This is a genomic window from Rhodococcus sp. Q, assembly GCF_005503035.1.
In the GTDB taxonomy this organism is placed as follows: Bacteria; Actinomycetota; Actinomycetes; order Mycobacteriales; family Mycobacteriaceae; genus Rhodococcus_G.
In genome coordinates this window covers 31871-55941 of the sequence record NZ_SCOY01000004.1, presented here as the reverse complement: position 1 = coordinate 55941, position 24071 = coordinate 31871, and the positions used below count along the sequence as shown (strand labels likewise).

General features: G+C 68.0%; 21 protein-coding genes. 14 read left to right on the top strand and 7 right to left on the bottom strand.

Features of this window, described 5'->3' with window-relative positions; all coding sequences use genetic code 11:
• Positions 1–2: 2 nt before the first annotated feature.
• Genes FFS72_RS05835 through FFS72_RS05825 form a run of 3 tightly spaced genes read right to left on the bottom strand, consistent with a single transcriptional unit; the run spans position 3 to position 2648 of the window.
• A complete protein-coding gene (locus FFS72_RS05835) occupies positions 3–809 on the bottom strand; it encodes an SDR family oxidoreductase (protein WP_137873067.1) in 807 nt (268 codons plus the stop codon).
• Positions 809–2050 carry a cytochrome P450 gene (locus FFS72_RS05830; RefSeq protein ID WP_137873066.1) on the bottom strand — a complete coding sequence of 414 codons (1242 nt, stop codon included), beginning with the start codon at positions 2048–2050 and terminating at the stop codon, positions 809–811. Before FFS72_RS05830 ends, FFS72_RS05835 begins: the two co-directional genes overlap by 1 nt.
• A 4-nt stretch (positions 2051–2054) precedes the next feature.
• Complete coding sequence (locus FFS72_RS05825) at positions 2055–2648, bottom strand: TetR/AcrR family transcriptional regulator (protein ID WP_050067207.1); 594 nt, start codon at positions 2646–2648, stop codon at positions 2055–2057.
• A gap of 415 nt (positions 2649–3063) precedes the next feature.
• Between FFS72_RS05825 and FFS72_RS05820 the strand changes: the two genes are divergently transcribed.
• The 5 genes from FFS72_RS05820 to FFS72_RS05800 all read left to right on the top strand — a co-directional run bounded on the left by FFS72_RS05820 (position 3064) and on the right by FFS72_RS05800 (position 8374).
• Positions 3064–4584: an aldehyde dehydrogenase gene (locus tag FFS72_RS05820; RefSeq protein WP_137873065.1), complete on the top strand. Its 1521-nt coding sequence runs from the start codon at positions 3064–3066 to the stop codon at positions 4582–4584.
• 74 nt (positions 4585–4658) lie between these two features.
• Positions 4659–5408 (top strand): SDR family oxidoreductase, encoded by a 750-nt coding sequence (locus FFS72_RS05815; RefSeq protein WP_050067205.1) that lies wholly within the window; start codon positions 4659–4661, stop codon positions 5406–5408.
• Complete coding sequence (locus FFS72_RS05810; protein ID WP_137873064.1) at positions 5405–6325, top strand: NAD(P)-dependent oxidoreductase; 921 nt, start codon at positions 5405–5407, stop codon at positions 6323–6325. Before FFS72_RS05815 ends, FFS72_RS05810 begins: the two co-directional genes overlap by 4 nt.
• Entirely contained in the window at positions 6322–6756 is a 435-nt protein-coding gene (locus FFS72_RS05805; RefSeq protein WP_137873063.1) for a carboxymuconolactone decarboxylase family protein, read from the top strand. The genes FFS72_RS05810 and FFS72_RS05805 overlap by 4 nt, the downstream gene beginning before the upstream one ends.
• A gap of 148 nt (positions 6757–6904) precedes the next feature.
• On the top strand, positions 6905–8374 hold the full coding sequence (locus FFS72_RS05800; RefSeq protein WP_137873062.1) for an FAD-dependent oxidoreductase: 1470 nt from the start codon (positions 6905–6907) through the stop codon (positions 8372–8374).
• 58 nt (positions 8375–8432) lie between these two features.
• On the opposite strand, the gene FFS72_RS05795 is transcribed toward FFS72_RS05800, so the two are convergent.
• Both FFS72_RS05795 and FFS72_RS05790 read right to left on the bottom strand, forming a co-directional pair.
• On the bottom strand, positions 8433–9389 hold the full coding sequence (locus FFS72_RS05795; protein ID WP_137873061.1) for an LLM class flavin-dependent oxidoreductase: 957 nt from the start codon (positions 9387–9389) through the stop codon (positions 8433–8435).
• A 71-nt stretch (positions 9390–9460) separates the two neighbouring features.
• Positions 9461–10321, bottom strand: a complete 861-nt coding sequence (locus tag FFS72_RS05790; protein WP_137873060.1) for an LLM class F420-dependent oxidoreductase — start codon at positions 10319–10321, stop codon at positions 9461–9463.
• A 296-nt stretch (positions 10322–10617) separates the two neighbouring features.
• Between FFS72_RS05790 and FFS72_RS05785 the strand changes: the two genes are divergently transcribed.
• Entirely contained in the window at positions 10618–11865 is a 1248-nt protein-coding gene (locus FFS72_RS05785) for an amidohydrolase (RefSeq protein ID WP_137873059.1), read from the top strand.
• Positions 11866–12003: 138 nt separating this feature from the next.
• On the opposite strand, the gene FFS72_RS05780 is transcribed toward FFS72_RS05785, so the two are convergent.
• Together FFS72_RS05780 and FFS72_RS05775 are read right to left on the bottom strand one after the other, a co-directional pair.
• Positions 12004–13779, bottom strand: coding sequence for an acyl-CoA dehydrogenase family protein (locus FFS72_RS05780; RefSeq protein ID WP_137873058.1), 1776 nt, complete (start codon positions 13777–13779; stop codon positions 12004–12006).
• Between the two features lie 30 nt (positions 13780–13809).
• Complete coding sequence (locus tag FFS72_RS05775) at positions 13810–14427, bottom strand: TetR/AcrR family transcriptional regulator (protein WP_137873057.1); 618 nt, start codon at positions 14425–14427, stop codon at positions 13810–13812.
• A gap of 63 nt (positions 14428–14490) precedes the next feature.
• Between FFS72_RS05775 and FFS72_RS05770 the strand changes: the two genes are divergently transcribed.
• From FFS72_RS05770 to FFS72_RS05735, 8 genes are all read left to right on the top strand, one after another.
• Complete coding sequence (locus FFS72_RS05770) at positions 14491–15513, top strand: aromatic ring-hydroxylating dioxygenase subunit alpha (protein ID WP_137873056.1); 1023 nt, start codon at positions 14491–14493, stop codon at positions 15511–15513.
• A 13-nt stretch (positions 15514–15526) separates the two neighbouring features.
• Complete coding sequence (locus tag FFS72_RS05765; RefSeq protein WP_137873055.1) at positions 15527–16618, top strand: NAD(P)H-dependent amine dehydrogenase family protein; 1092 nt, start codon at positions 15527–15529, stop codon at positions 16616–16618.
• Between the two features lie 189 nt (positions 16619–16807).
• Entirely contained in the window at positions 16808–17764 is a 957-nt protein-coding gene (locus tag FFS72_RS05760) for an oxygenase MpaB family protein (RefSeq protein ID WP_137873054.1), read from the top strand.
• A 51-nt stretch (positions 17765–17815) separates the two neighbouring features.
• Positions 17816–19186: a cytochrome P450 gene (locus tag FFS72_RS05755; protein ID WP_137873053.1), complete on the top strand. Its 1371-nt coding sequence runs from the start codon at positions 17816–17818 to the stop codon at positions 19184–19186.
• 43 nt (positions 19187–19229) lie between these two features.
• Positions 19230–19826: a TetR/AcrR family transcriptional regulator gene (locus FFS72_RS05750; protein ID WP_249353144.1), complete on the top strand. Its 597-nt coding sequence runs from the start codon at positions 19230–19232 to the stop codon at positions 19824–19826.
• 148 nt (positions 19827–19974) lie between these two features.
• On the top strand, positions 19975–21579 hold the full coding sequence (locus FFS72_RS05745) for a succinic semialdehyde dehydrogenase (protein WP_137873051.1): 1605 nt from the start codon (positions 19975–19977) through the stop codon (positions 21577–21579).
• A gap of 8 nt (positions 21580–21587) precedes the next feature.
• Positions 21588–23207, top strand: a complete 1620-nt coding sequence (locus tag FFS72_RS05740; protein ID WP_137873050.1) for an AMP-binding protein — start codon at positions 21588–21590, stop codon at positions 23205–23207.
• Positions 23204–24061 (top strand): SDR family oxidoreductase, encoded by an 858-nt coding sequence (locus tag FFS72_RS05735; protein WP_137873049.1) that lies wholly within the window; start codon positions 23204–23206, stop codon positions 24059–24061. Before FFS72_RS05740 ends, FFS72_RS05735 begins: the two co-directional genes overlap by 4 nt.
• The last annotated feature ends 10 nt before the right edge of the window (positions 24062–24071 follow it).

Below are 24071 nucleotides of genomic sequence, written 5' to 3'. Positions count from 1 at the left end.
GGTCACCGTCCTTGCGGATCGAAGGTCATCGGAAGGGGCGCCAGGGGCGCTTCGGGCTGCACCTCGACGAGAACCAGGTGCGCCCCGCGGGGTGCCGAGACGACCGCGATGATCGCGTTCGCCATGTCGGACGCGCGCAGCATGTAACCGTGGCGCGCAAACCCCCACTTGGACCACAACTCGGCCACCGGGGCGAGGATCTCGGGTGTCGAGTTCATACCCATGCCCGTGAAGGTCGGGCCGGGCCGGACGACAGATGCGCGAATACCGGTGCCTTCGAGCTCCATTCGCATCTGCCTACCCATCGCCTCGAGGCCGGCCTTGGCGGCGTCGTAGGCGCCCATACCGGGACGCTGACGGTCCGCACAGTCGGAGCCGATCAGGACGAAGTCGCCGCGCCTGCGCTCCCGCATCCCGGGGAGGATCCGGTGCGCGAGCCGCTGAGCCCCGACCAGGTGCACGTCGATCTGCTTCGCGAACCGGACGGGGTCCATCTCGTCGGCCATCCCGAACTCGAGGTCGCCCGCACCGGAGACCGCGATCTCGATCGGACCGATCGCCGCCTCTGCTGCGGTGACGAAAGCGTCGACGGACTCGCCGTCCGTGACATCGAGGAAATGGGCGAACGCCTCACCGCCGTTGCTGCGAATCTTCTCCGCCGTCGCCTCGATCTGCTCGACGCGGCGCGCGCCGAGCGCGACCGGATGGCCCAGTTCGGCGAGCGCGTACGCGGTTGCCTCACCGATGCCGGAGGACGCGCCGCTGATCACTGCCGGGCGACGAGCGGGCTGGGGGTCGAAACGGGGCATCAGCGCACCTTCACCTTCACTGGCAGGGCCGCGAAGCCCCGCACGTTGGTCGAATGAACACGTTCGATTCCGGACTCGACGACCTCGTACTCCCGCACGCGGCGTGCGAACTCCTGCAGCGCGATGTTGGCCTCGAGTCGCGCGAGGTGGGCACCGAGGCAGAAGTGCACCCCGCCACCGAAACTCGCGAGCTTGTTGGTCGAGTCGCGGCCGATCCTGAACTCGTCGGCGTCGTCGAACACGTCGTCGTCGCGGTTCGCCGAACCCATCAGCAGCAGCATCTTCTCCCCCGCAGGCACCGTCACCCCGTGGTACTCGAGATCGACTGCGGTGGTCCGGGCGACGATCTGGCTGGACGTGTCGTAGCGCAGCGTCTCCTCGACCCACTCCGACACCCGCTCCGGATCGTCCAGAACCTGCGCGACCTGATCGGGGTTGTGTCCACCCCAGTACAGAGCGTTGCCGAGGAGCTTGGTGGTGGTTTCGTTTCCTGCCACCACCATCAGGAACATGAACCCGAGGATCTCCTGATCGGAGAGCTTGTCGCCGTCGATCTCCGCATCGAGCAGGGCGGATGTCATGTCCTCGGTCCGCGAGCGCCGACGCTCCGCGATCATCTCCTTGTAGTACGTCATCAGCGTGAGCGACGCCTCGACCGACGCCTGCGGCACGTCGAGCACGCCGTCCTCGCGGTGAACGACGAGATCGGCAAGCCTGCGGAGTTCGGCACGATCGGCCTGCGGGACACCCATCAACTCGGAGATCACGTCCATCGGCAGTTTCCCCGCCACCTCCGCGATCCAGTCGAACTCCCCCGACGCCAGCGCCGGCTCGAGATACCGAATCGTCAGTTCGTGGATCCGGCCGCTCAACTCCGTGACGCGACGCGGGGTGAATCCCCGAGACACCAACTGGCGCAGGCGCATGTGCCGCGGATCATCCATCGCGAGGAAGGACATCACCAGGTGCGCGTGGGGTCCGTATGCGGCCGGATCGAGCGAGACGCCGTTCGCACTGGACAACCGGGTGTTGTCCTTGAATGCGTCCTGCACGTCCGAATGCCGCGACAGTGCCCAGAACCCGATGTCCGGGTTGTGGTAGAGCGGAGCCTCCTCACGGAGCCGCCGATAGACCGGGTACGGATCGTCGTGGAAGTCATAGTCGTAGGGGTTGAAGACGAGAGGATCGATCAGAGCCGCACCTGTCGTCTCGATGCGAGCCCCTGGCGTCGGGTCGGGCATGTGATCACTCCAAAATGATTGTGGCGGAACGCTCCAGCTGGTCGGCCAGGTTCTCGTAGGACCCATAGCCCATACCGGCCCGGAGCAGCGCTCCGGCGTAGAGAAGTTCGAGTGTTTCGAGCAGGTCCGGGTTGTCCTCGGCGTCCAGTGCACCGAGTAGTCGTTCACGGATCTCGATGCCGATCCGCACCCGCAGGTGTTCGACATCGGGGTCGCTACCGAGCAGGGCGTTGGTGACGGCGGCCGAGAGTCCGGGTTCGTCGGCGAGCAGCAGAGCGATGTCGCGGAGCACGGTCACCACCCGACCCGTCCGGTCGAGACCGTCCGACTCGGGCCGTGGCGACTGTGCGAGCCTGCGCCAGAACACCTCTGCGACAAGGTGTTCCTTCGAGGAGAAGTACGTGTAGGCCGTGGCAGGGCCGACGCCTGCCCGCGCCGCGACGGTGCGGACGGTCAGGCCGGCGAAATCCTCTTCCCGCAGTACCTCGACAGCCGCCGCACAGAGACGGTCGACGGTTTCGGCCTGCTTGGGGGTCAGGCGCCGACGGGTGGACTCGAAGTTGGTGCTCGTCACTCTACTAGACACGTGTCCAGACATTACTACAGGTTGCCGCCCATAGCCATCCTTCCGGGCCGGCCCCCGGATCGCGTCGCGTGCCATCGTCGCTGCTCAGCAGGACCGCGCGGCCTACTGCGCACTCCTCGTCGATCGCGACGGCACAGTCCGCGCGGCTCGCGACGACACACTCCGCGTCGCTCGCGACGGCGAACGATCGCCGGCGACTCGACTCATGGCTGACTCCCTTCGATCGGTCGGACAGGGAAACGATGCGAGCGACTCGACCCACAGCCCGGCTGTTCGCTCCGGGGCGTCGAGGCGGTGCCCACAGTAGACATGCCGTTCCCGCTTTGTCGAGAGGTGTTCTCAAATCGCCTCTGCCCGATACCCATTGCGTGTGACATTTGTTCGAACTATAGTCCAGACACCTGTCCAGAAAGGAAGGCTTTTCGCAATGACGCTTCGACCTGCCGACAACTCGACACCGCTCGCCGAGACCACGTCGACGCTCCTCGTCGGTGACACTTCGACGCTCCTCGTCGACGGAAAGCTCGTTCCCGGCTCCGGCGGCACCTTCGAGGTCGTCAACCCGGCGACCGAAGAGGTGATCGGGCACGCGGCCGAGGCCACCGCGTCCGACATGGACGCGGCGATCGACGCCGCCCGCCGCGCGTTCGACACCACTGACTGGTCCCGCGATCACGCGTTCCGCGCACGCTGCCTGCGGCAACTGTGCGACGCCCTGCAATCGCACATCGAAGAACTGCGTCAGATCACGATCGCCGAGGTCGGCGCGCCCTCCATGCTCACCAACGGCCCCCAGCTCGAAGGGCCGATCGAGGACCTGCGCTACTGGGCCGATCTCGTCGAGACCTACGCCTGGGACCAGGACCTCGGCAAGGCCAGCCCGATGGGCATACCGACCCATCGACGCCTGCTCAAGGAGGCGATCGGCGTCGTCGGCGCGATCACCCCGTGGAACTTCCCGCACCAGATCAACTTCGCCAAGCTGGGCCCCGCACTGGCCGCAGGCAACACCGTCGTCCTCAAACCCGCACCGGACACACCGTGGTGTGCAGCCCTCGTCGGCAAGGTGATCGCCGAGGAGACGGACATCCCGGCGGGCGTCGTGAACATCGTGACCTCCACCGACCACGCTCTCGGTGCGCAGTTGTCCACCGACCCGCGCGTCGACCTGATCTCCTTCACCGGATCCACCGCAACCGGCCGCGCCGTGATGGCCGCGGCATCACAGACCCTCAAGAAGGTCTTCCTCGAACTGGGCGGCAAGTCCGCGTTCATCGTCCTCGACGACGCCAACATCAAGGCCGCCTGCTCGATGGCCGCGTTCTCCGTCTCGGTGCACGCCGGCCAGGGGTGCGCCCTGAGCACCCGCCTCCTCGTCCCCCGGGAGAAGTACGACGAGGCGGTCGCCGCGGCGGCGAAGGGAATGGCAGGCGTCGGGGTCGGCGATCCGACCAAACCCGGAACCATCTGCGGCCCACTGATCTCCGCGAAGCAACGCGAGCGCGTCGAGGGCTACCTCACGCTCGCCGTCGAGGAGGGCGGCACGATCGTCACCGGCGGCGGCCGCCCCGAGGGGCAGGATCGCGGCTACTTCGTCCAACCGACTCTCGTTGCCGGACTGGACAACTCCTCACGCGTTGCGCAGGAGGAGATCTTCGGCCCCGTCCTCGTGATCCTCCCGTACGACGGCGACGACGACGCGATCCGCATCGCCAACGACTCCCCGTACGGACTGTCGGGGACGGTCTTCGGCACGGACCCCGCCCGGATCGACCACGTGGTCCGCGGAGTGCGAACCGGCACCCTCGGCGTCAACGGCGGCATCTGGTACTCGGCCGACGCACCCTTCGGCGGATACAAGCAGTCCGGCATCGGCCGCGAGATGGGCGTCGCCGGTTTCGAGGAGTACCTCGAGACCAAGCTCGTCGCCGACCTTGCGACCTCCTGACGCCCGAGCGGCTCACCTCCGGACCCACAACCACGATCAGACCCAGCACTCACGACAGAAAGCAGGACCCAAAGATGGGACGTTTCGACGGACGCACCGCCATCGTCACCGGTGCCGCACAGGGCATCGGTGAGGTCTACGCCCAGCGCCTCGCGGCCGACGGCGCGAACGTGGTGGTCGCCGACCTGAACGCCGAACTCGGCGAACAGGTCGCGAAGCAGATCGTCGCCGACGGCGGCTCCGCGTTCTTCCAGCAGGTCGACGTCTCGGACGGCGCATCGGCACAGGCGCTGGCCGACGCGACGATCGAGAAGTTCGGCGGCATCGACCACCTCGTCAACAACGCCGCGATCTACGGCGGCATGAAGATCGATTCGCTGCTGACCGTGGACTGGGACTACTACCGCAGGTTCATGAGCGTCAACATGGACGGCGCCCTGCAGGTGTGCCGCGCCGTGGTCCCCCACATGCGCGCCAAGGGCGGCTCCATCGTCAACCAGTCCTCGACCGCGGCCTGGACCTACTCGAACTACTACGGCCTGGCCAAGGCCGGAATCAACAGCCTGACCCAGCAGCTGGCCACCGAACTCGGCTGGTCGAAGATCCGGATCAACGCGATCGCCCCGGGCCCGATCGACACCGAGGCCACCCGCACCTCCACCCCGAAGGTCATCGTCGACCAGATCGTGAGCCGGATCCCGTTGCAGCGCATGGGAACCCCGGAGGACCTGGCCGGCCTGTGCCTGTTCCTGCTCTCCGACGAGGCGAGTTGGATCAGCGGACAGATCTACAACGTCGACGGCGGGCAGGTGTACCGGTCGTGAGCGGCACCGAAGCCTTCGCCACCGCGGCAGGCGAAGCGGTGACGGTGGGGTACATCGGCCTCGGCAACATGGGTGCCCCGATGGCCAAGCGGCTCCTCGACTGGCCGGGCGGGCTCGTCGTGTGCGACGCGCGAGCCGAGGCCGTCGAACCGTTCACCGCGAAGGGTGCCCGCGCCGCGAGCACCCCCGCGGAGGTCGCGGCGGCGGCGTCCGTCATCTCCGTGACCGTGCTCGACGACGCGCAGGTGCGCGCCGTCGTCGCGGGCCCGGACGGCATCCTGTCGACCGCCCGGCCGGGCACGGTCGTCGCGGTGCACTCGACGATCTCGGACACCACCGCCGTCGAACTGGCCGCCACGTGCGAGAGCGTCGGGGTGCACCTGATCGACGCGCCGATCAGCGGCGGCGCGATGGGCGCCCAGCAGGGACGCCTCGCCATCATGGTCGGCGGCACCGACGAGGCGTTCGCCGCGGTCCGCGAACCGTTCGCTCGCTTCGCCGAACTGGTCGTGCACGCCGGAGAGGTCGGCGCCGGGACGCGGATGAAGCTGGCACGCAACCTGCTTCACTTCATCTCGTTCACCGCCGCGACCGAGGCCCAGCGTCTCGCCGAGGCGGCGGGCATCGACATCCGCGAGCTCGGCAAGGTGGTCCGGCACACCGACGCCATCACCGGCGGCGCCGGGGCGATCATGCTGCGCGAGACCACGGCACAACTCGCCGAGACCGATCCCTGGTTCCCGATCCTGTCTCACGCCCGCAACCTCGGGGAGAAGGACCTGTCCCTCGCGCTCGGCCTCGGTGACCGCCTCGACGTCGACCTGCCTCTCGCCGTGCGGGCCCTGGCCGGGCTCGGCGCGGGCCTCGGTGTCGGCCCCGGCGACATCTCGACCGCTTTCCAGAAGGAGCACGCATGACCGACCAGAACGGGATCAGCGAGGTCCGGGCCCGTGGCCTGAAGACGATGAAGACGGTGTACGGCTGGGACATGCCCTCGGGCGACCTCGGCAGCTTCTACACCCAGACCGTCGAGCACCTCTTCGGCGACATCTGGAACCGGCCGGGACTGACGATCCGCGACCGCAGGCTCCTCGTGCTCGGCGCCCTCGCCGCGCAGGGCCAGTTCGATCTGGCGAAGGTCCAGATCAACGCGGCGCTGCAGAACGAGGAACTGACCGAGGAGCAGATGGAGGAGATCGTCATCCTGCTGTCCCAGTACGTCGGCTACCCGCTCGCCAGCGGAATCAACGCCTCCCGCATCGCCGTCGTCGCGGACCGCGCCAAGGCGGCGCGCGCGGCGGCGAAGGCGGCCGAGAGCAAGGCCACCGAGAACGGTTCCACTCCGTAACGCAATTCCGCCCCGGACCCCGCCCGAAGCGGAAATACTGCATCAATGCGTGTGCCACGCCCGTGCGTGATCCTCGCCCCGGTCGGGGTGAGGATCACGCACGGCGTGGTACACGAACCGGCACCCGACGAGAAGGATCAGAACACTCATGGCCGAGGCCACACCCATCCGTCCCCTGCCCGCCGCGAGCGTCGAGACCTGGCACCGCGAGGCCGACGTGGTGATCGCCGGCTACGGCATCGCCGGCGTCTCCGCCGCGATCGAGGCCGCCCGCGCGGGCGCCGAGGTCCTCGTCCTGGAACGCACCAGCGGATGGGGCGGCGCGGCCGCCCTGGCAGGCGGGTTCATCTACCTCGGCGGCGGCACCCCGCTGCAGAAGGCCCTCGGGTTCGACGACACCCCCGAGAACATGAAGGCGTTCATGATGGCGGCGCTCGGGCCGGGCGCCGACGAGGAGAAGATCACCGACTACTGCGAGGGCAGCGTCGACCACTACAACTGGCTCGTCGACAACGGTGTGCCGTTCAAGGAGAGCTTCTACGGCCAGCCGGGCTGGGAGACCCCGTTCGACGACGGCCTCATGTACTCCGGCGGCGAGAACGCGTCCCCGTTCAAGGAGATCGCGAGCCCCGCACCGCGTGGCCACGTCCCCCAGATGACCGGCAAGCGGACCGGCGAGAAGGGCGGCGGTTACATGCTGATGAAGCCGCTCGTCGAGACCGCGGAGGCGCTCGGCGTCACCCCCGAGTACGACATGCGCGTCCAGCGGCTCATCGTCGACGACTCCGGTCGCGTCGTCGGCATCGTCGCCAAGCAGTACGGCAAGGAACTCGCGATCCGCGCCCGCCGCGGCGTCGTGCTGGCGACGGGCAGCTTCGCCTACAACAAGGAGATGGTGCAGCAGTACGCACCGCGACTGATCGGGCGGCCCGGCGCCTCGATCGAGGAGCACGACGGCAAGTCCATCCAGATGGCGCAGGCGCTCGGCGCCGACCTCGCCCACATGGACGCCACCGAGGTCGCGTTCTTCGGCGACCCTCAGCTGATGGTGCGCGGCATTCTCGTCAACGGTCGCGGCCAGCGGTACGTCAACGAGGACACCTACCCCGGCCGCATCGGCCAGGAAACCCTGCTGCGCAACGAGAACCAGGCCTTCCTCATCCTGGACGAGGAGGCATACGAGGAGGGCTGCGCGGCAACCAGTTCGACGCCGTTCTTCCGCTTCCAGCCGAAGTGGGTCGCCGAGACCGTCGAGGAACTCGAGTCCGACATGGGTCTGCCCACCGGCACGCTGCAGTCCACTGTCGAGGTGTACAACCGGCACGCGGCGAACGGCGAGGACCCGGTGCTCGGGAAGAAGCCGGAGTGGGTCAAGCCGATCGGCTCCCCCATCGCCGCGCTGGATCTGCGCAACTGCACCGCGGGCTTCACCCTCGGCGGGCTGCGTACCTCGATCAACTCCGAGGTCCTGCACGTCTCCGGCGAGCCGATCCCGGGGCTCTTCGCGGCCGGTCGCTGCACCGCGGGTGTCTGTGCGGGCGGCTACGCGTCCGGTACCTCGCTCGGTGACGGCAGCTTCTACGGCCGTCGCGCCGGGATCGCAGCGGCCAAGGCCTAGCAAGTCCGATCGGGAGGGGTCGGCCCGCAACCTCGGGCCTGCCCCTCCCGAACGTGTGTCAGCCGCCGAGCGCGGGCATCACCACGTCACCGATCAGGCGCAGGCTCTCCCACGACGGCTCCTCGGGCATGCCGCCGCACAGCGGATGACTCGTGACCACCTTGATCTCCCCCGCACGGCAGGCATCGATCAACGCGTCCGGGGTGTGCACCTGGTAGACGCCCGCGGCGCGCAGCTCGTCCACCGTGGTCGACGAGTCCTTCACGTGCGAGTCGCGCTCGCCGATCCACTCCCGGTAGGCGAGGGCGTCAGCGAGCAGGTGGCGGCCGTACTTCGCCCAGAAGGCATCCTGGTCGGACGAACAGAAGACCGTCGCGGGGCCGGGCGGAGCCATCATCACCAGCCCCGGCTCGCGACCGAGGGCGCGGCACTCGTCGATGTAGAGCCGCTTGAGCTCCCGACTCGCGACCTCCGGCTGGAAGTGCAGCCCCAGCCTTGCGGCACGCCTCGCCGCGGCCGCGACTCCCCCGCCGTAGAACATCACGGGGTGGGGATCGGTGAACGGAGCCGGGGTGACGGTTCCGCTCGCCCACGCATCGAAGATGCGCTCGACCGCAACCTCCAGATCGCGCGCTCGTGTCGCCCACGGGCGGCCGAACAGCGCGTATTCCTCGGGGCGGTAACCCAATCCAACGGTGTACGTCACCCGGCCGCCGCTGACGTGATCGAGGACCGCAATGTCCTCGGCGAGCCGGAGCGGGTCGTACAAATTCACGACCAGTGCTGCCACGGAGATCGGGATGCGGGTGGTGCGGGCCGCGAACGCCGACGCCACCAGCAGCGGACTCGGCAGGTACCCGTCCCGCGAGCCGTGGTGCTCGGAGAGTGTCAGCGCCGCCTGCCCCTGCGCGTCGACGTACGCCGCCTGCTCCAGTGCCAGCGCGAACAGCCGCCCCCGCGCTGCCGGCGTGAAACCCGGCGCGCGGAAGTCGTAGCGAGTCACGAAGAACGTCAACTGGATTCTCCTGCCGTACAGCCGTGCCCGGGCCGTCACACGTCACGGCCCGGGCACGGCGATCACCGATCTCAGTGTGCGGCGGGACTGCGGTCGAGCTTGCCCGCGAGCTTGTCGAGGTACGCGACGACGGTCGGTTCGTCGGCGTCGGGCATTCCGTAGACGACCTCGTCAACGCCGAGATCCTCCCAGCGCGCGAGGGTCTCGGGCACCGGCTTGCGGTCGAGGACGACGATCCGCGGCGAGCCCTCGCGGCCGGCATCCGCCCAGATCTTGCGGAGCAGCAGGACGTTGTCGTCGATGTCCTGCTCGATCGGGGTGGTCATCCAGCCGTCGGCAGCTCGGGCGATCCACTTGAAGTTCTTCTCGTTGCCCGCAGCGCCGACAATGACCGGAACACGGGGCTGCTGAATGGTTTTCGGCCACGCCCAGCTGGGACCGAAGCTGAGGAACTCACCCTCGTAGGACGCCTCCTGCTGCGACCACAGCGCCTGCATGCCTTCGAGGTACTCGCGGAGCATCGTCCGACGCTTGGCGATCGGGACGCCGTGATCGGTGAGTTCGTCGAGGTTCCAGCCGTACCCGACACCCAGGGTCACGCGACCACCCGAGAGGTGGTCGAGGGTCGCGATCGTCTTCGCGAGAGTGATCGGGTCATGCTCGACGGGCAGCGCCACCGCGGTGCCGAGGCGAATCCGCTCGGTCACCGATGCGCAGGTCCCGAGCGCCACCCACGGGTCGAGGGTGCGCATGTAGCGGTCGTCGGGAAGTGACTCGTCCCCGGTCTGCGGGTGAGCCGCATCGCGGCGAACCGGGATGTGCGTGTGCTCGGGAACGTAGAACGAGTCGAACCCGAATCGCTCCACCGCCCGCGCCGCCGCCGCGGGAGTGATCCCACGATCGCTCGTGAACAGCGTGATGCCAAACTCCACCGAATGCCTCCTTGCACCTGCCGACCAGCCGGTCCGATCGTCTCGACACTAGAGGCCTGGACACGTGTTTATCAAGGTGTCCAGAAAATTCGTGAGCTGCGCGTTCTCGTCGCGACACGCCGTCACCCTGCGATCCTCACCGGCGCGGCCCGGAGGTTTCCGACGCACGCCGACGTTGATTCAGGCGGGTCGAGAACCGAGACTGTACGTGTGTCCGTGCGCCGTCCCACGGTTCGCAGTCCAGGGAAGCCGGTCGCCGGGCCGCCGACAGCTGACCACGTCGAAAGGACCACAAAGTGCCCGCACCGAGCGACCTCACGGCCGACCCGACGCTGATCGCCCTGTACAAGGACCTGCACCAGCACCCCGAACTCGGATTTCAGGAACACCGCACCGCCGGGATCGTCGCCGAACGGCTGACGGCATCAGGGTTCGAGGTCACCACCGGAGTGGGTGGAACCGGAGTGGTCGGCATCCTGACGAACGGCTCGGGCCCGACCGCGTTGCTACGCGCGGACATGGACGCACTACCCATTCGGGAGGACACGGGCCTCGACTACGCCAGTACCGCGACGGCCACCGACGGCAACGGTGCCACCGTGCCGGTCGCGCACGCATGCGGCCACGACCTGCACACCACCTGCCTGCTGGGCGCGGCGAAGGTTCTCGCCGACGACAGATCCAGCTGGACCGGCACCGCGATGCTCGTGTTCCAACCCGCCGAGGAGCTGGGCGCGGGCGCACAGGCGATGGTGGACGACAACTTGTTCGACAGATTCCCGAAGCCGGACATCGTGCTCGGCCAGCACGTGTCACCACTGCCCGCGGGCAGGATCGCCGGACACCCCGGCCCGTCGTACGCGGCGTCGGATTCCCTGCGGGTACGACTGGTCGGCAGAGGAGCCCACGGATCGATGCCGGAGGCATCGGTCGACCCCATCGTGATGGCCGCCGGGACAATCCTGCGTCTGCAGACCGTGATCTCCCGCGAGATCCCGAGCACCGCGACCGCGGTGCTCACCGTCGGATCCATCCATTCCGGCGACGCCGCCAACGTCATTCCCGGTGTGGCCGAGATCCAGTTGAACATCCGCAGCTACGACACCGGCGTGCGCCGACGCATTCTCGACGCCGTCGAGCGCATCGTCCGCGGCGAGGCCGAAACCGCCGGCGCGCCGGAGGACCCGACGATCACCGAGATCGAGCGCTTTCCGGTCGTCACCAACGATCCCGAAGCGCTGAGCAAGAGCCTGGACGCCATGGCAACCTGGCTGGGCCCCGACAGCATCCTCGATCCGGGAGCCGGAGCGGGGAGCGAGGATGTCGGCATCCTCGCGACCAGTTCGGGTGCACCGCTGTCCTACTGGCTGTTGGGCGGGGCGGATCCGTCCCTCTTCACCACAGGAGACATGACCGATCCGGCGCTCCTGAAGGTGCCCTCCAACCACTCCCCTCGCTACGCGCCCGTCATCGAACCGACACTGCCGATCGGCGTGGCCGCATTGGCGACCGCAGCACGGACGTGGCTGCCTCCGGCACTGTGACTCGGTCGTCTCGATTTCGCAGATCTGCGTTGTGCAACGCGGGGTGCCTGTTGCGCACGTCCCGACGAGGATCAGTGTCGGACATCGAACGAGTGGGGTGGCCGCGCCGGCAGCGCGAGCACGGTCCACCCCACCTGGTCAGGGCCGCATCTCGTAGGCACCGTCCTGGGCGACGACCCGCTCCCACATCCGGGCGAACCGATCGGCGTCGACCTCGGACTTGCGGATCGCGCCGAGTGCCCACTCCTGCTGCGCAGGCGTCGAGGAAGCCTTGCCGTGCAGCGCGACCGCCTGCGCCGAGAAGTCCCGCACCTGGAAGTCGAAGATCTGGTCGACGGTGTCGCGGTCCACGCCCGTGAGTTCGGCCTGCTCGAGGATCAGCTGGCCGTACACGATCTGCGAGAACAGGTGCCCGACCACGAGCATGAAGTCGAGGTCGGCGCGCTGGGCCTCGTCCGGTGCCGCGGCGGTCAGCAGCACCTTCAGCCCCTGCGCCTGCTCGAAGAACCGAGCGACGTTCGGGACGTCGGCGAAGCGGGTGTAGACCTGCGTCCAGTCGGCGAACTGGACCTTCGCGGCGCCGCGCGTCGGACCCTGGTTCCAGAAGAAGACGTCGTCCGCGGCGTCGGTGCGGGTTCCGACCTCGGGACGCTCGGCGGGGGCGAACAGGTAGTTCGGCAGGAACTTGAGCACGAGTCCGACGTTGACGTGCACCGTCCCCTCCAGCTTGGGCAGCGTGCCGATGTAGCGCGCCGCCTCCTGGAAGTAGGTGTTCTTCTCGTAGCCCTTCGCCGCGATGACGTCGTGCAGCAGCGCGACGACCTTCTCGCCCTCCATCGTCACCTTGGACTTGGTCATCGGATTGAACAGCAGGTAGCGCCTGTCGTCGAGGGATGCGCTGCGGAAGTAGTCGACGGCGCGCGCGCTGAACAGCTTCATCGCGAGGGTGCGCGAGTACGCGTCGACGAAATTCGCCCGGACGTGCGCGAAGTCGGTGACGGGGTTGCCGTACAGAATTCGGTTGTGTGCGTGGGTGATCGACTCGAAGAACGCGTGCTCGGTGATGCCGGTGGAACCGGTGCACAGGTTGAACTTGCCGACGTTCACGGTGTTGAGTGCTGCCTCGAACGCGGCGACACCGGTGTGCAGGATGTCCTCCTCGCGCACCGGGTAGTCCTCGAGCCGGAAGGTGCTGACGTACATCTGAGCGCGCAGCACGTTGCCGAGCAGGTTGTAGTTCGGGTGCCTGCTGTCGACGACGAAGAAGACGTAGCCCTCGGGTCCGTCGACGTCGGTGCGGCGACCGAAGACGGACACCATGCCCGCCACGTTGCCGTTGCCGATGTAGTACTTGTCGCCGGTGGCCCGGAAGGCGACGCCGTCGTCGTCCGAGGCGGCGGTGAGCAGCATGTCGGTCGAGTAGACGTCGGCACCGTGATCGCGCTCCGACAGCCCGAAGGCCATCACCTCGCCGTCCACGAGTTGCCGGGCGGCACGGCGCTTGGCGTCGACGTTGTCGCTCATCCAGATCGGGCCGAGACCGAGAACGGTGACCTGCCACGCGTACCAGTAGGCCAGGCCGTAGAAGCCGAGAATCTCGCTCAGCGCGGCGTTGCGAGCGGCGTCCCAACGGCGGTTGGGGTCGCCGTCGGCGAACTCCGCCGGAGTGAGGAAGGTGGCGAACAACTTCTCCTGGCGGACGAAGTCGAGGAAGTCCGCGGGCCACACCGCTTCGAGGTCGTCCTCGAGGACCTGCTGCTTGCCCCGGGCCTCGAACCAGTCGATGGTGGCGCGCAGCAGCCTGCGGGTCTCCGGGTCGAATTCCTGCGGGTCGTAGGTGTTCGGGTTGAACAGCTGCACGGTCACGGATCGGCCTTTCGTCGGATTACCGCCCAAATTACCAGCCAGTAACATTCGTGGGCCACCGCCGCCACCGAACTGTGATCACCGGTCGAGATATGCGACGATCGCGTTCGCCAACCCCCGCCTGGCAACACCGAGGTCGGAGTACGTACCGAGCTGATGCTCCGAGACGATCCCGCGCATCGCACCGGGCATGAACGCCGCGACCTCGTCGACGCGCACCGGGTCGACGCCCAGGTCGGCAAAAGCCTTCTGACACAGGGCAGCCCAGGTCTCACGCCAGGAGGCGAGCTCGGCAGCGGTCTTGGGGTACGCCCGTTCGAGTTCCGCGTGGTCACGAGGAAGCGCCGCGCGGAGGTTCTCGATCGCGCGCGAATCCGGGGCGAGCAGACCCGCGTACATCGTCTCGACGAAACCGACCACGCGCTCACGGAGCGAAACGGGCACACCCCCGACGAACGGCAGGTCGCCGCGCCGCTCGGCGGTGTGACGGAGTACCGCCGCCCAGAATCCGTCGACATCGCCGAACTGGTACTTGACCGCACCCCAGGTCGCGCCGGCCTCCTTCGCGATGCGGTTGGCCGACACGGCCGCCGGATCGCCGGTCGCGAGTGCCGTCAGCGCGGCCGCGAGCATGTTCTCCCGCGTTGCCGAGCCACGCCGGTTGGCCCTTCTGCCCGCCGCATCCGCTGTGGTCATAGCCGCCGATGCTAGTTGTTCCGATCCGCGTCGCATTTTCATAGAGCTATCTATGATTCGTACATGGCCAAACCCACCCTTCCGATGAACCCGACCGGATGGTTCCAGGTCGCCTGGTCAGCGGAGGTCGGCATCGGCACCGTGCGCCGCATGACGTACTTCGACCGCGAGATGATCGCGTGGCGGACCGCCTCGGGCTCGGTGACGGTGATGGACGCCTACTGCGAGCATCTCGGCGCGCACCTCGGGCACGGCGGCCACGTCGACGGCGAGAACATCGTGTGCCCCTTCCACGGCTGGCAGTGGAACACGCAGGGCCACAACGTCTGCATCCCCTACGAGAAGCACCCGAATCGCGGACGCCGGATCCGCACGTACCCCGTGGTCGAGCGCAACGAGTCGATCTACATCTGGCACGACGCACTGCGCCGCGAGCCGTACTTCGACGTCCCGGACGTGTTCACCGGCTTCGACGACGGCCGGACCGCTGCCGACTATCACCCCGCTCACCCGTCGGGAACCCTGCATCGGGAGCGCCTGGAACTGCACCCGCAGTACGTCCTCGAGAACGGCGTGGACGTCGCCCACTTCACCTACGTGCACAAGGTGCCGATCGTTCCGGTCTTCACCCGCCACGACTTCGACGAGCCGGTCTCCTACGTGGACTTCACCATCACCTTCGACGACTCGGTCGACGGCGGCACCGCCGTCGCGGACATCCACAGCGGCGTCAACGCGATCAACGCCGGACTGGGAGTGGCGGTCACCAGGAGCTGGGGGATGATCGACAACCGCACCATCTCGGCGGTCACCCCGGTCGACGACCACACCTGCGACGTCCGGTTCACCGTCTGGATCGGGAAGTCGCCGCAGGACGGCGGCGCATCCGACCCGGCACGCGCCGATCGGTTCGCCCGCGGCGTCATCGAGCAGTTCGAGGCCGACATCCACATCTGGTCCCACCAGCGCTATGCGTCGCCCGGTGCCTTCTCCCGCGGCGAGTACCCCGGCTTCACCGCGTTGCGCACCTGGGCGACCCGGTTCTATCCGGACGACACCATCACCGCCACGAACGCCGACGCGTAGGAGTGACCAGGCCATGACGAACGACCCGAAGCGACCCATCCGCGTGTTCCAGGTGGCGACAGGCAACCTCGGCACCGAGATGATCAAACGTGTTGCCGCGCACCCCGACCTGGAACTGGTCGGCGTGCACTGTTACACACCCGAGAAGGTCGGCCGGGACTCCGGTGAACTCGCGGGACTGGCACCGAACGGCGTCGTCGCCACCGGCTCGGTGGACGACATTCTCGCCGCGCAGCCGGACGTGATGACCTTCCACGGCGTCTTCCCGGACGAAGACCTCTATGTCACGGTGCTCGAGGCGGGCATCGACATCGTCACCACGGCCGACTGGATCACCGGCCACCACCGCGACCGCAACCATCCGCACCGGTCGGGCCGACCGGTGAGCGAGCTTCTCGCGGACGCGTGCCGCCGTGGCGGCTCGACCTTCTACGGCACCGGCATGAACCCGGGACTGAACCAGATCCTCGGCATCGTGCACACTGCGGACGTCGCCGACATCGAGAACGTCACGGTCATCGAATCGGTCGACGTCTCGTGCCACCACTCGGTCGAGACCTGGCGGGCCGTCGGCTACGGCCGGCCGGTCGACGATCCCACGATCCCGGCCTCGCTCGAGAAGTACACGAGCGTGTTCGCGGATTCGGTGTATCTGATGGCGGACTGCTTCGACCTCGAACTCGACGAGGTGAGGTTCACCGCCGAACTCGGCGCCTGCACCAAGGACGTCGACCTGGGCTGGTATCAGCTGCCGAAGGGGTCCCTCGGCGGTAGCTACATCAAGTACCAGGGCCTCGTCGACGGTGTTCCCCGCATCGAGTCCCACATCGAATGGCAGATGACGCCGCAGACCGAGCCGAAGTGGGACGTGAAGGGCTGCTACATCACGAAGATTCAGGGCGATCCGTGCGTCTACTCCAAACACATGGTTCTCCCGAAGCCGGGCACCGACTTCTCGTCGCCCGCGGCGTTCGCGTCGATCGGGATGTCCGTCACCGGGCTGCCGGTCCTCAACTCCATCCGTTCGGTGGTCGCCGCGCCGCCCGGGATCGTCACGAGCGCGGACCTGCCGCTGCGAGCGTTCGCGGGTCGCTTCTCGCTCTAGACCACGGACCGACCTCCGGCCGACCTCGCCAGGCACCCGCCTGACGAGGTCGGCCGTCTTTGTTTTCACACCCGGCACTCGTTTCACATCGCATCTTGTGTGAGGCCGGCCACGTTGCTACGGTCTGTCACAGATACTTTGACACAGAGAAACGATTTTGTTTCAACGTCCTACGCGGCAGGAGTTCGCATGACGTCAACCCACGAATCCACCGGCGAGGCAGTCCAGGGGTCCGTCTCGCTGCCGTTCGACGAAGGCATCCGCGAGGCGGTGCCGATGCCCGTCGACGACCGCGACCCGGACCTGCGCCTCGGGCCGGACTCGCTGGTGTGGAAGTTCTACGGAGACATCCGCGGAGTCCTCGGCTTCCAACGGCTCGCGGGCACCGAGAACTGCATCGAACAGCTCGGCAAGGCGGTCGAGGACCACTCGGTGATCTTCTCCGACACCCTCGGCCGGGCCCGTCGGAGCGGCCCGCCGATCATGAAGACGGTCTACAGCGAGGACCCCCACCACTGGGGACGGACGGTCCGCGACTTCCACAAGCCGATCAAGGGCACCATCTCCGACGGCTCGCGCTACCACGCCCTCAACCCCGAGCTCTTCTACTGGGCGCACGCAACCTTCGTCGACCAGGTCCTCACCATCACCGACACCTTCATCCGGCGACTCTCGTACGACGAGAAGGTGCAGATCTTCGAAGAGGGCAAGCTCTGGTACCAGCTCTACGGGGTGAGTGACCGCAATCAGCCGCAGACGTACGAGGAGTTCCTCGAGTACTGGGACGGCATGCTCGACCGCTTCGTCCCGACGAAGACGATCACCTACGCCACCGGCTACATCCGCAAGGGCATTCCCGGCCCACGCCAGATCCCCGCCCCGGTGTGGCGAGTGCTCTCGGTGCCACTGAACGCGTTCACCCGCACCATCGTCGTCGGTACCCTGCCTCCGCAGATGCGCGCGGTGTGCGGACTCGAATGGGACACCAAGAAGGAGAAGCGCTTCCAGCGTTTCGCCCGCGGCATGCGCGCCCTCAACCCGGTGTTCAACCGCCTCCCCCTCGGCGTGCTGTACATGCCGTGGGCACGGGACGCCTGGCGCCGCGTCGGCATCGATCCGCGTCCGCTGCACAATCGGCCTGCCTGAGCATCGCTGCTTCACACAACCTTTCAGCCACACCGACTTTCAGGAGTCACCATGCGTCGCAAGCAGTTGGCCGCCATTCCTACGGGTAGCGACCTCAAGCCGATCTACGGCACGGGGGATCCCGGCGTCGTCGAGGTGCTGCGCTTCTTCAAGGACCCGATCGGCATGGTCACCAAGCGCCGCGCAGAGTTCGGCGACATCACCTACATCAACTCGTTCGGACTCAAGTTCGTCATTCCGCTCGAAGCGGACGGCAGCGAGGCCATCGCGATGAACCGCAACAAGGCGTTCGCGAACGAGCCCGCGTGGGGATTTCTGATCGGGCCGTTCTTCCGCCGCGGCATCATGCTGATGGACTTCGAGGAGCACCGGTACCACCGCCGGATCATGCAGCAGGCGTTCACGAACACTCACCTCAAGGGCTATCTGCAGGACATGCAGCCCATGCTCCGGGACCGGGTCGCGCACCTGCCGGTCAGCGACGGAGTCGCATCCAACGGCACCGCCGAGCCCGTCCGCCTCCTCGACGAGTTCAAGCAGATCACCCTCGACCTCGCGCTCGAGATCTTCCTCGGACTCGACCTTCCACGCGCCGAAGCGGACCGGATCAACAAGGCGTTCATCGACTGCGTCAACGCCGGCCTGTCGATCATCCGCAAGCCCATCCCCGGCCTTCGGTGGTCGAAAGGCCTCAAGGGTCGCAAGGTGCTCGAGGACTTCTTCTACGAGCACCTGCCCGAGAAGCGGGCAACACAGACCCCCGACCTGTTCTCGGTGCTGTGTCACGCCGAGTCCGAGGACGGGCACACGTTCACCGACGAGGACGTCGTCAACCACATGATCTTCGTGCTCATGGCGGCGCACGACACGTCGACGATCACCCTCACGACGATGGCGTACTACATGGCCAAGCATCCCGAGTGGCAGGAGAAGGCGCGCGAGCAGTCGCGCACCCTGCCTCCGGAGATCTCGTACGACACCCTCGACGAGTTCACCGTCCTGGACCGGATCATGAAGGAATCCCTTCGGCTGAACTCCCCCGTCCCCGGCCTCCCGCGCCAGGCGAAGGAGGACACCGAGATCTGCGGCCACTACATCCCCAAGGGCACGTACGTCTCCGCGATCAACCTGGTCAGTCACCACAATCCGAAACTGTGGAACGACCCGGAGCGGTTCGATCCCGACCGCTTCACCAAGGAACGCGCCGAGGACAAGGTGCACCGCTACGCGTGGATGCCGTTCGGTGGTGGCGTGCACAAGTGCATCGGCCTCTACTTCGCGCAGATGGAAATCAAGACGATCATGCACAACATGCTGCTGCACTACGAGTGGTCGGTGCCCGACGACTACGTGTGGAAGCTCGACAACTCCACCCTGCCGGTCCCGAAGGACCGCCTTCCGGTGCGCGTCCGCGCACTGTAGGTGGTGCCCGACGTGCAGGCGGGCTGTCGATATGCTGCCTTCGATGTCCACTCCCACCGAACGCCCCGTGACGGCCGCCGCGCCCAGCTCGCCCGAGACGGTGATGCTCGACGCCGCCCGCGAGGAGTTCGAGCGGTACGGGATTCGGCGCACCAACATGGACGACATCGCGCGGCGGGCCGGGATCTCCCGCAGCACCCTCTACCGACGGTTCCCGAACAAGGACGCGCTGGTGGAGATGCTGGTGCTCCACGACACCGCCGCCTTCTTCGGTGCACTGGATCAGGTGGCGGCGGATCGCGATCCGCGCGGCGCGGTGGTGGAGTGCTTCACCCGGGGCGTCCGCCTCACGCAGGAGATGCCGCTCGTCGCGCGGATCCTGGAGAGCGAGCCCGAGTTGGTGCTCGGACTCACCACCCGCACGGACGGCGCGCCCATCATCCAGGCGGCGAAGCAGGTCGCGAGTACACTGCGCCGCAGCGGCGCCACGATGTCCGATGCCGATCTGGCAGCGGTGTCGGAGCTGCTCGTGCGGATCGCCGTCTCCCTGATGCTCAATCCGCAGGGACAGCTGGACATCTCGGACCAGGACGCGGTGCGGCAGTACGCCGATCGCTACCTCGCCCGCCTCGTCTGGTAGTTCCCTCCCCCGATCCCGGCACCACCGGAATCGACTTCACCACACGGATATCCACCACACGCGACCACACCGCGTGTGGGTTCGCGCTGTCCGCTCACACCGACGGCACCCGCCTGACCGCCCTCACCTCTCGCCGAGGAGCCCTCCCGTGACCTCCCTCATCACCCCTCCAGCCGACGGCCCCGCTGCTGCCGATCCCCCTGCCGCCGACCACCCGGGATCAGTCGATCCCCGCCTGATCGACGCTCTGCGCGCGCAGCTGCCGAAGTCCGACGACGTGCACCGCGCCGTCGCCCCCTTCACCGGCATGCCGCTCCCCGGTGTCCCGCAGTCCGATCCCGCCGCGGTGGCCGCAACCGCGGCAGCCGCCCGAGTAGCGCAGGAAGGCTGGGCCCGGACTCCTGTTGCGGCTCGCGCAGCGGCCGTGCGCCGGTTCGCACGCGCACTCGTCGACAACAACGACCTGCTGTGCGACCTGATGCAGTGGGAAACCGGCAAGGCTCGCGTCCATGCCGCGATCGAGGTTCAGGGCGTCATCTCGGTGGCCGTCTACTACGGCCGATCCGGTGCCCGGCACCTACGGGTGCGCCGGGCGACGACCGCATTGCCCGGAGTGGTGGCCGCGCGCGTCGGCTACCGCCCCAAGGGCCTCGTCGGCGTCATCGCACCGTGGAACTACCCGCTCTTCCTCGCGGTCGGCGACGTCATTCCCGCACTCGTCGCCGGCAACGCCGTGCTCAGCAAGGCCGACTCCCAGGCGCCGTGGACCCTGCTGCTGGCTCGAAAACTGGCCGTGGACGCGGGAATTCCCGCCGACGTGTGGCAGGTCGTCGCGGGCCCGGGACGCCTGATCGGCCCCGCCGTGATCGAGGCCGTCGACTACCTGTGCTTCACCGGGTCCACCGCCACCGGCCGCGACATCGCGCGGCGATGCGCGGACCGCCTCATCGGCGCCTCGCTCGAACTCGGCGGCAAGAACGCGATGATCGTCCGCGCCGACGCGGACATCGACGCCGCCGCGACCGGCGCCGTGCAGGCCTGCTTCTCCAATGCGGGTCAGATGTGCATCGGCATCGAACGCATCATCGTGCACGATGCGGTGTACCCGCAGTTCGTCGCGGCATTCGTCGAACGGACCCGCGGCATGCGCCTGGGCTCCGGATACGACTACGACGTCGACATGGGGTCACTGACGTCACCGCGCCAGTTGGAGGCGACGGTCGCGCACGTCGAGGACGCCGTCGCGAAGGGTGCCACCGTCCTCACCGGCGGACGCCGTCGCCCCGATCTGGGCCGCCTGTTCCACGAGCCGACGGTCCTCGCCGACGTCACGCCCGAGATGGCGGTGTACGCGGACGAGACGTTCGGCCCGGTGGTGTCGGTGTACCGCGTCTCCTCCGACGAGGAGTCGCTCACCCTGGCCAACGAGGGCGAGTACGGACTCAGCGCCAGCGTGTGGACACGAGACCTGGGGCGCGGCAGCGAGATCGCCTCGCGCATCGTCGCGGGTGCGGTGAACGTCAACGACGGCTACCTGTCCGCGATCGCCGCACTGGACGCCCCCATGGGGGGCATGCGGACCAGCGGCGTCGGCCGCAGGCACGGGCGTGACGGCATCGTCCGCTACACCGAACCGCAGACCGTCACCACCCAGCGGGTGCCCACCGGCTACCCCGACCGCTTCCGCTCCCTCCTGCTGGGCGCGATGAACGTCAGCACGCGAGTCCGCCTCGCGCTGCCCCACCGATCGTGAGGACAACGATGAACCTCGAAACCGCCCTGACCAGGGCGCGGAACGAAATCACCGCCGCCGGGATCCTCCGCAGGTCGGGCATGTTCCGTCACAACCCGCGACACCTGGCCGCAGGCGCCCGCTGCGTCGGCCGACTCGGCCCGTTCGGCGGACTGCCCGCCTACTGCGCGGCCGTTCACTCCGGCGTCGCGATCGTCGACGACCGAGGCGAACTGACCTTCGCCGACTTCGTCCGACGGACGAACCGCCTCGCGAACGCGCTGCTCACCGAACTCCGCGGCGCGACAGGCAGACCCAGCGTCGGGATCCTGTGCCGCAACCACGCCGACGCACTGGTCACCCTGTGCGGCGCCGCCGCGACCGGCGCCCGCGTCGTGCTGCTCGGCTCCGACTTCGGGCCCCGCCAGGTCGCCGCCGTCGCCGAGCGGGAGAAGCTCGACGCGATCGTGTACGACGAGGAGTTCGCCGAGGCCGCCGCCGCTTTCGACGGCCCCAAGTGGTGCGCCTGGTACGACGGCGATCAGCCCGCCGACGCGCTCGAGCGCCTGATCACCGGAAGCACGGACGCCGTGCCGCCGCGGCCGAAACAGGCCGCGGCGCTGGTCATCCTCACCAGCGGAACCAGCGGCATCCCCAAGGGCGCACCCCGCGGAGAGCCGAGGACGCTCATGCTGACCGCCGGCCTGCTGCAACGAATCCCGTTGCGTGGCAACGAGAGGGTCCTGCTGTCGGCGCCGGTGTTCCACGGGTGGGGCCTGCTCGTCGCGGTCCTCGTGCTCATGCTCGGCTCGACCCTCGTCATGCACCGCCGTTTCGACGCGCAACGCGCACTCGACGACCTCGCGCGCCTCGAATGCTCGACGTTCATCGCGGTCCCCACCATGATCCGCCGCCTTCTCGCCCTCGGCGACGAGGTGACGTCGGCGAACCTGGCGGCACTGCAGATCGTGGCGAGCGGCGGCGCCCGCCTCGACCCGGCCCTCGTCGCGCAGGTCCAGGACGTCCTCGGACCGGTGCTGCACAACCTGTACGGCTCCACCGAGGCCGCGTACATCAGCATCGCCACCCCGGACGACCTCGCCGTCGCCCCCGACTGCGCGGGGCGTCCGCCGGTCGGCAACACCGTGCGCATCGCCGACGTGCACGGCAACTCGGTTCCCTCCGGGACCGAAGGCCGGATCCTCGTCCGCACCCCCGGTCAGATCGAGGCGTACACCGACGGCACCAGCCGCAGCGGCGCCGACGGATTCCTCGACACCGGCGACCGTGGTCACCTCGACTCGGCAGGCCGATTGTTCGTCGCGGGCCGCTCCGACTCGATGGTCGTCTCGGGCGGCGAGAACGTCTTCCCCGAGGAACTCGAGATCGTCCTCCATTCGCACCCGGCGATCGCCGACGCGGCGGTGACCCCCGTCGAGGACGCCGAGTTCGGGCAGCGTCTGCGGGCCTACGTCGTCCGCGTCGAGGCCACCGACCTCGACGAGGCCTCGATCCGCGCCCACGTCGCCGCCGAGCTGCCCCGGTCCCGGATGCCACGCGACATCGTGTTCGTGGCAGAGCTTCCGCGCGGATCGTCCGGAAAGGTCCTGCGCCACACCATCGACGAGTTGAAGGAGACCCACGCGTGAAGGGAATCGACCTGACGGGCAAGGTCGCGGTCGTGACCGGCGGTGCCCGTGGAATCGGCCGGGCGACCGCCCGCGCCCTGCAGAACGCGGGCGCGAAGGTCGCGATCGGTGACGTCGACGTCACGCAGACCGCACTGACCGCAGACGAACTCGGCATCGTCGGGGTGCGTCTCGACGTCACCGACCCGGCGTCCGTCGAGTCCTTCCTCGACGAGGTCGAATCGATCCTCGGACCGGTGGACGTGTGGGTCAACAACGCGGGCATCATGCCGATCGGTGCCGTCCTCGACCAGGACGACGCCGTGGTGCGGCGTGCCGTTGACATCAACGTCCTCGGCGTCATGAACGGCGCACGCGGCGCCGCTCGCCGCATGGTCGCGGGATCGGGCGGACGGATCGTCAACGTCGCGTCCATCGCGGGCCGCATGCCCGCACCCGGCATGACCGTCTACACCGGCACCAAGTTCGCGGTGGTCGGATTCGGCGAGGCTCTCGACGCGGAACTCGCCGGCCGGGGAGTGCGCGTGTCGACCGTGCTGCCGTCGTTCACGAACACCGAACTGATCGCAGGCACGAAGCCCGGCCCGCTGACGCGACCGATTCCGCCCGAGAAGGTCGCCGACACCGTCGTGCGGGTGTTGCGCCGCGGCAGCAGGCACGCCGTGGTGCCGGGCCGGCTGTCCGGGGGAAGCGCTCTGTGGCAACTCTTCCCGCGTCCTGCGGCCAAGGTGATGCGCCGCTGGTTCGGACTCGACCGGGTGTTCCTCGACGTGGGAGCCGACCGCGCCGCCTACGACAGGCGGATCGCAGGCGAGACCGCCGAGAAGAACCAGGCACGGCCGTCGCAGAGTTGAACCAGCGGCA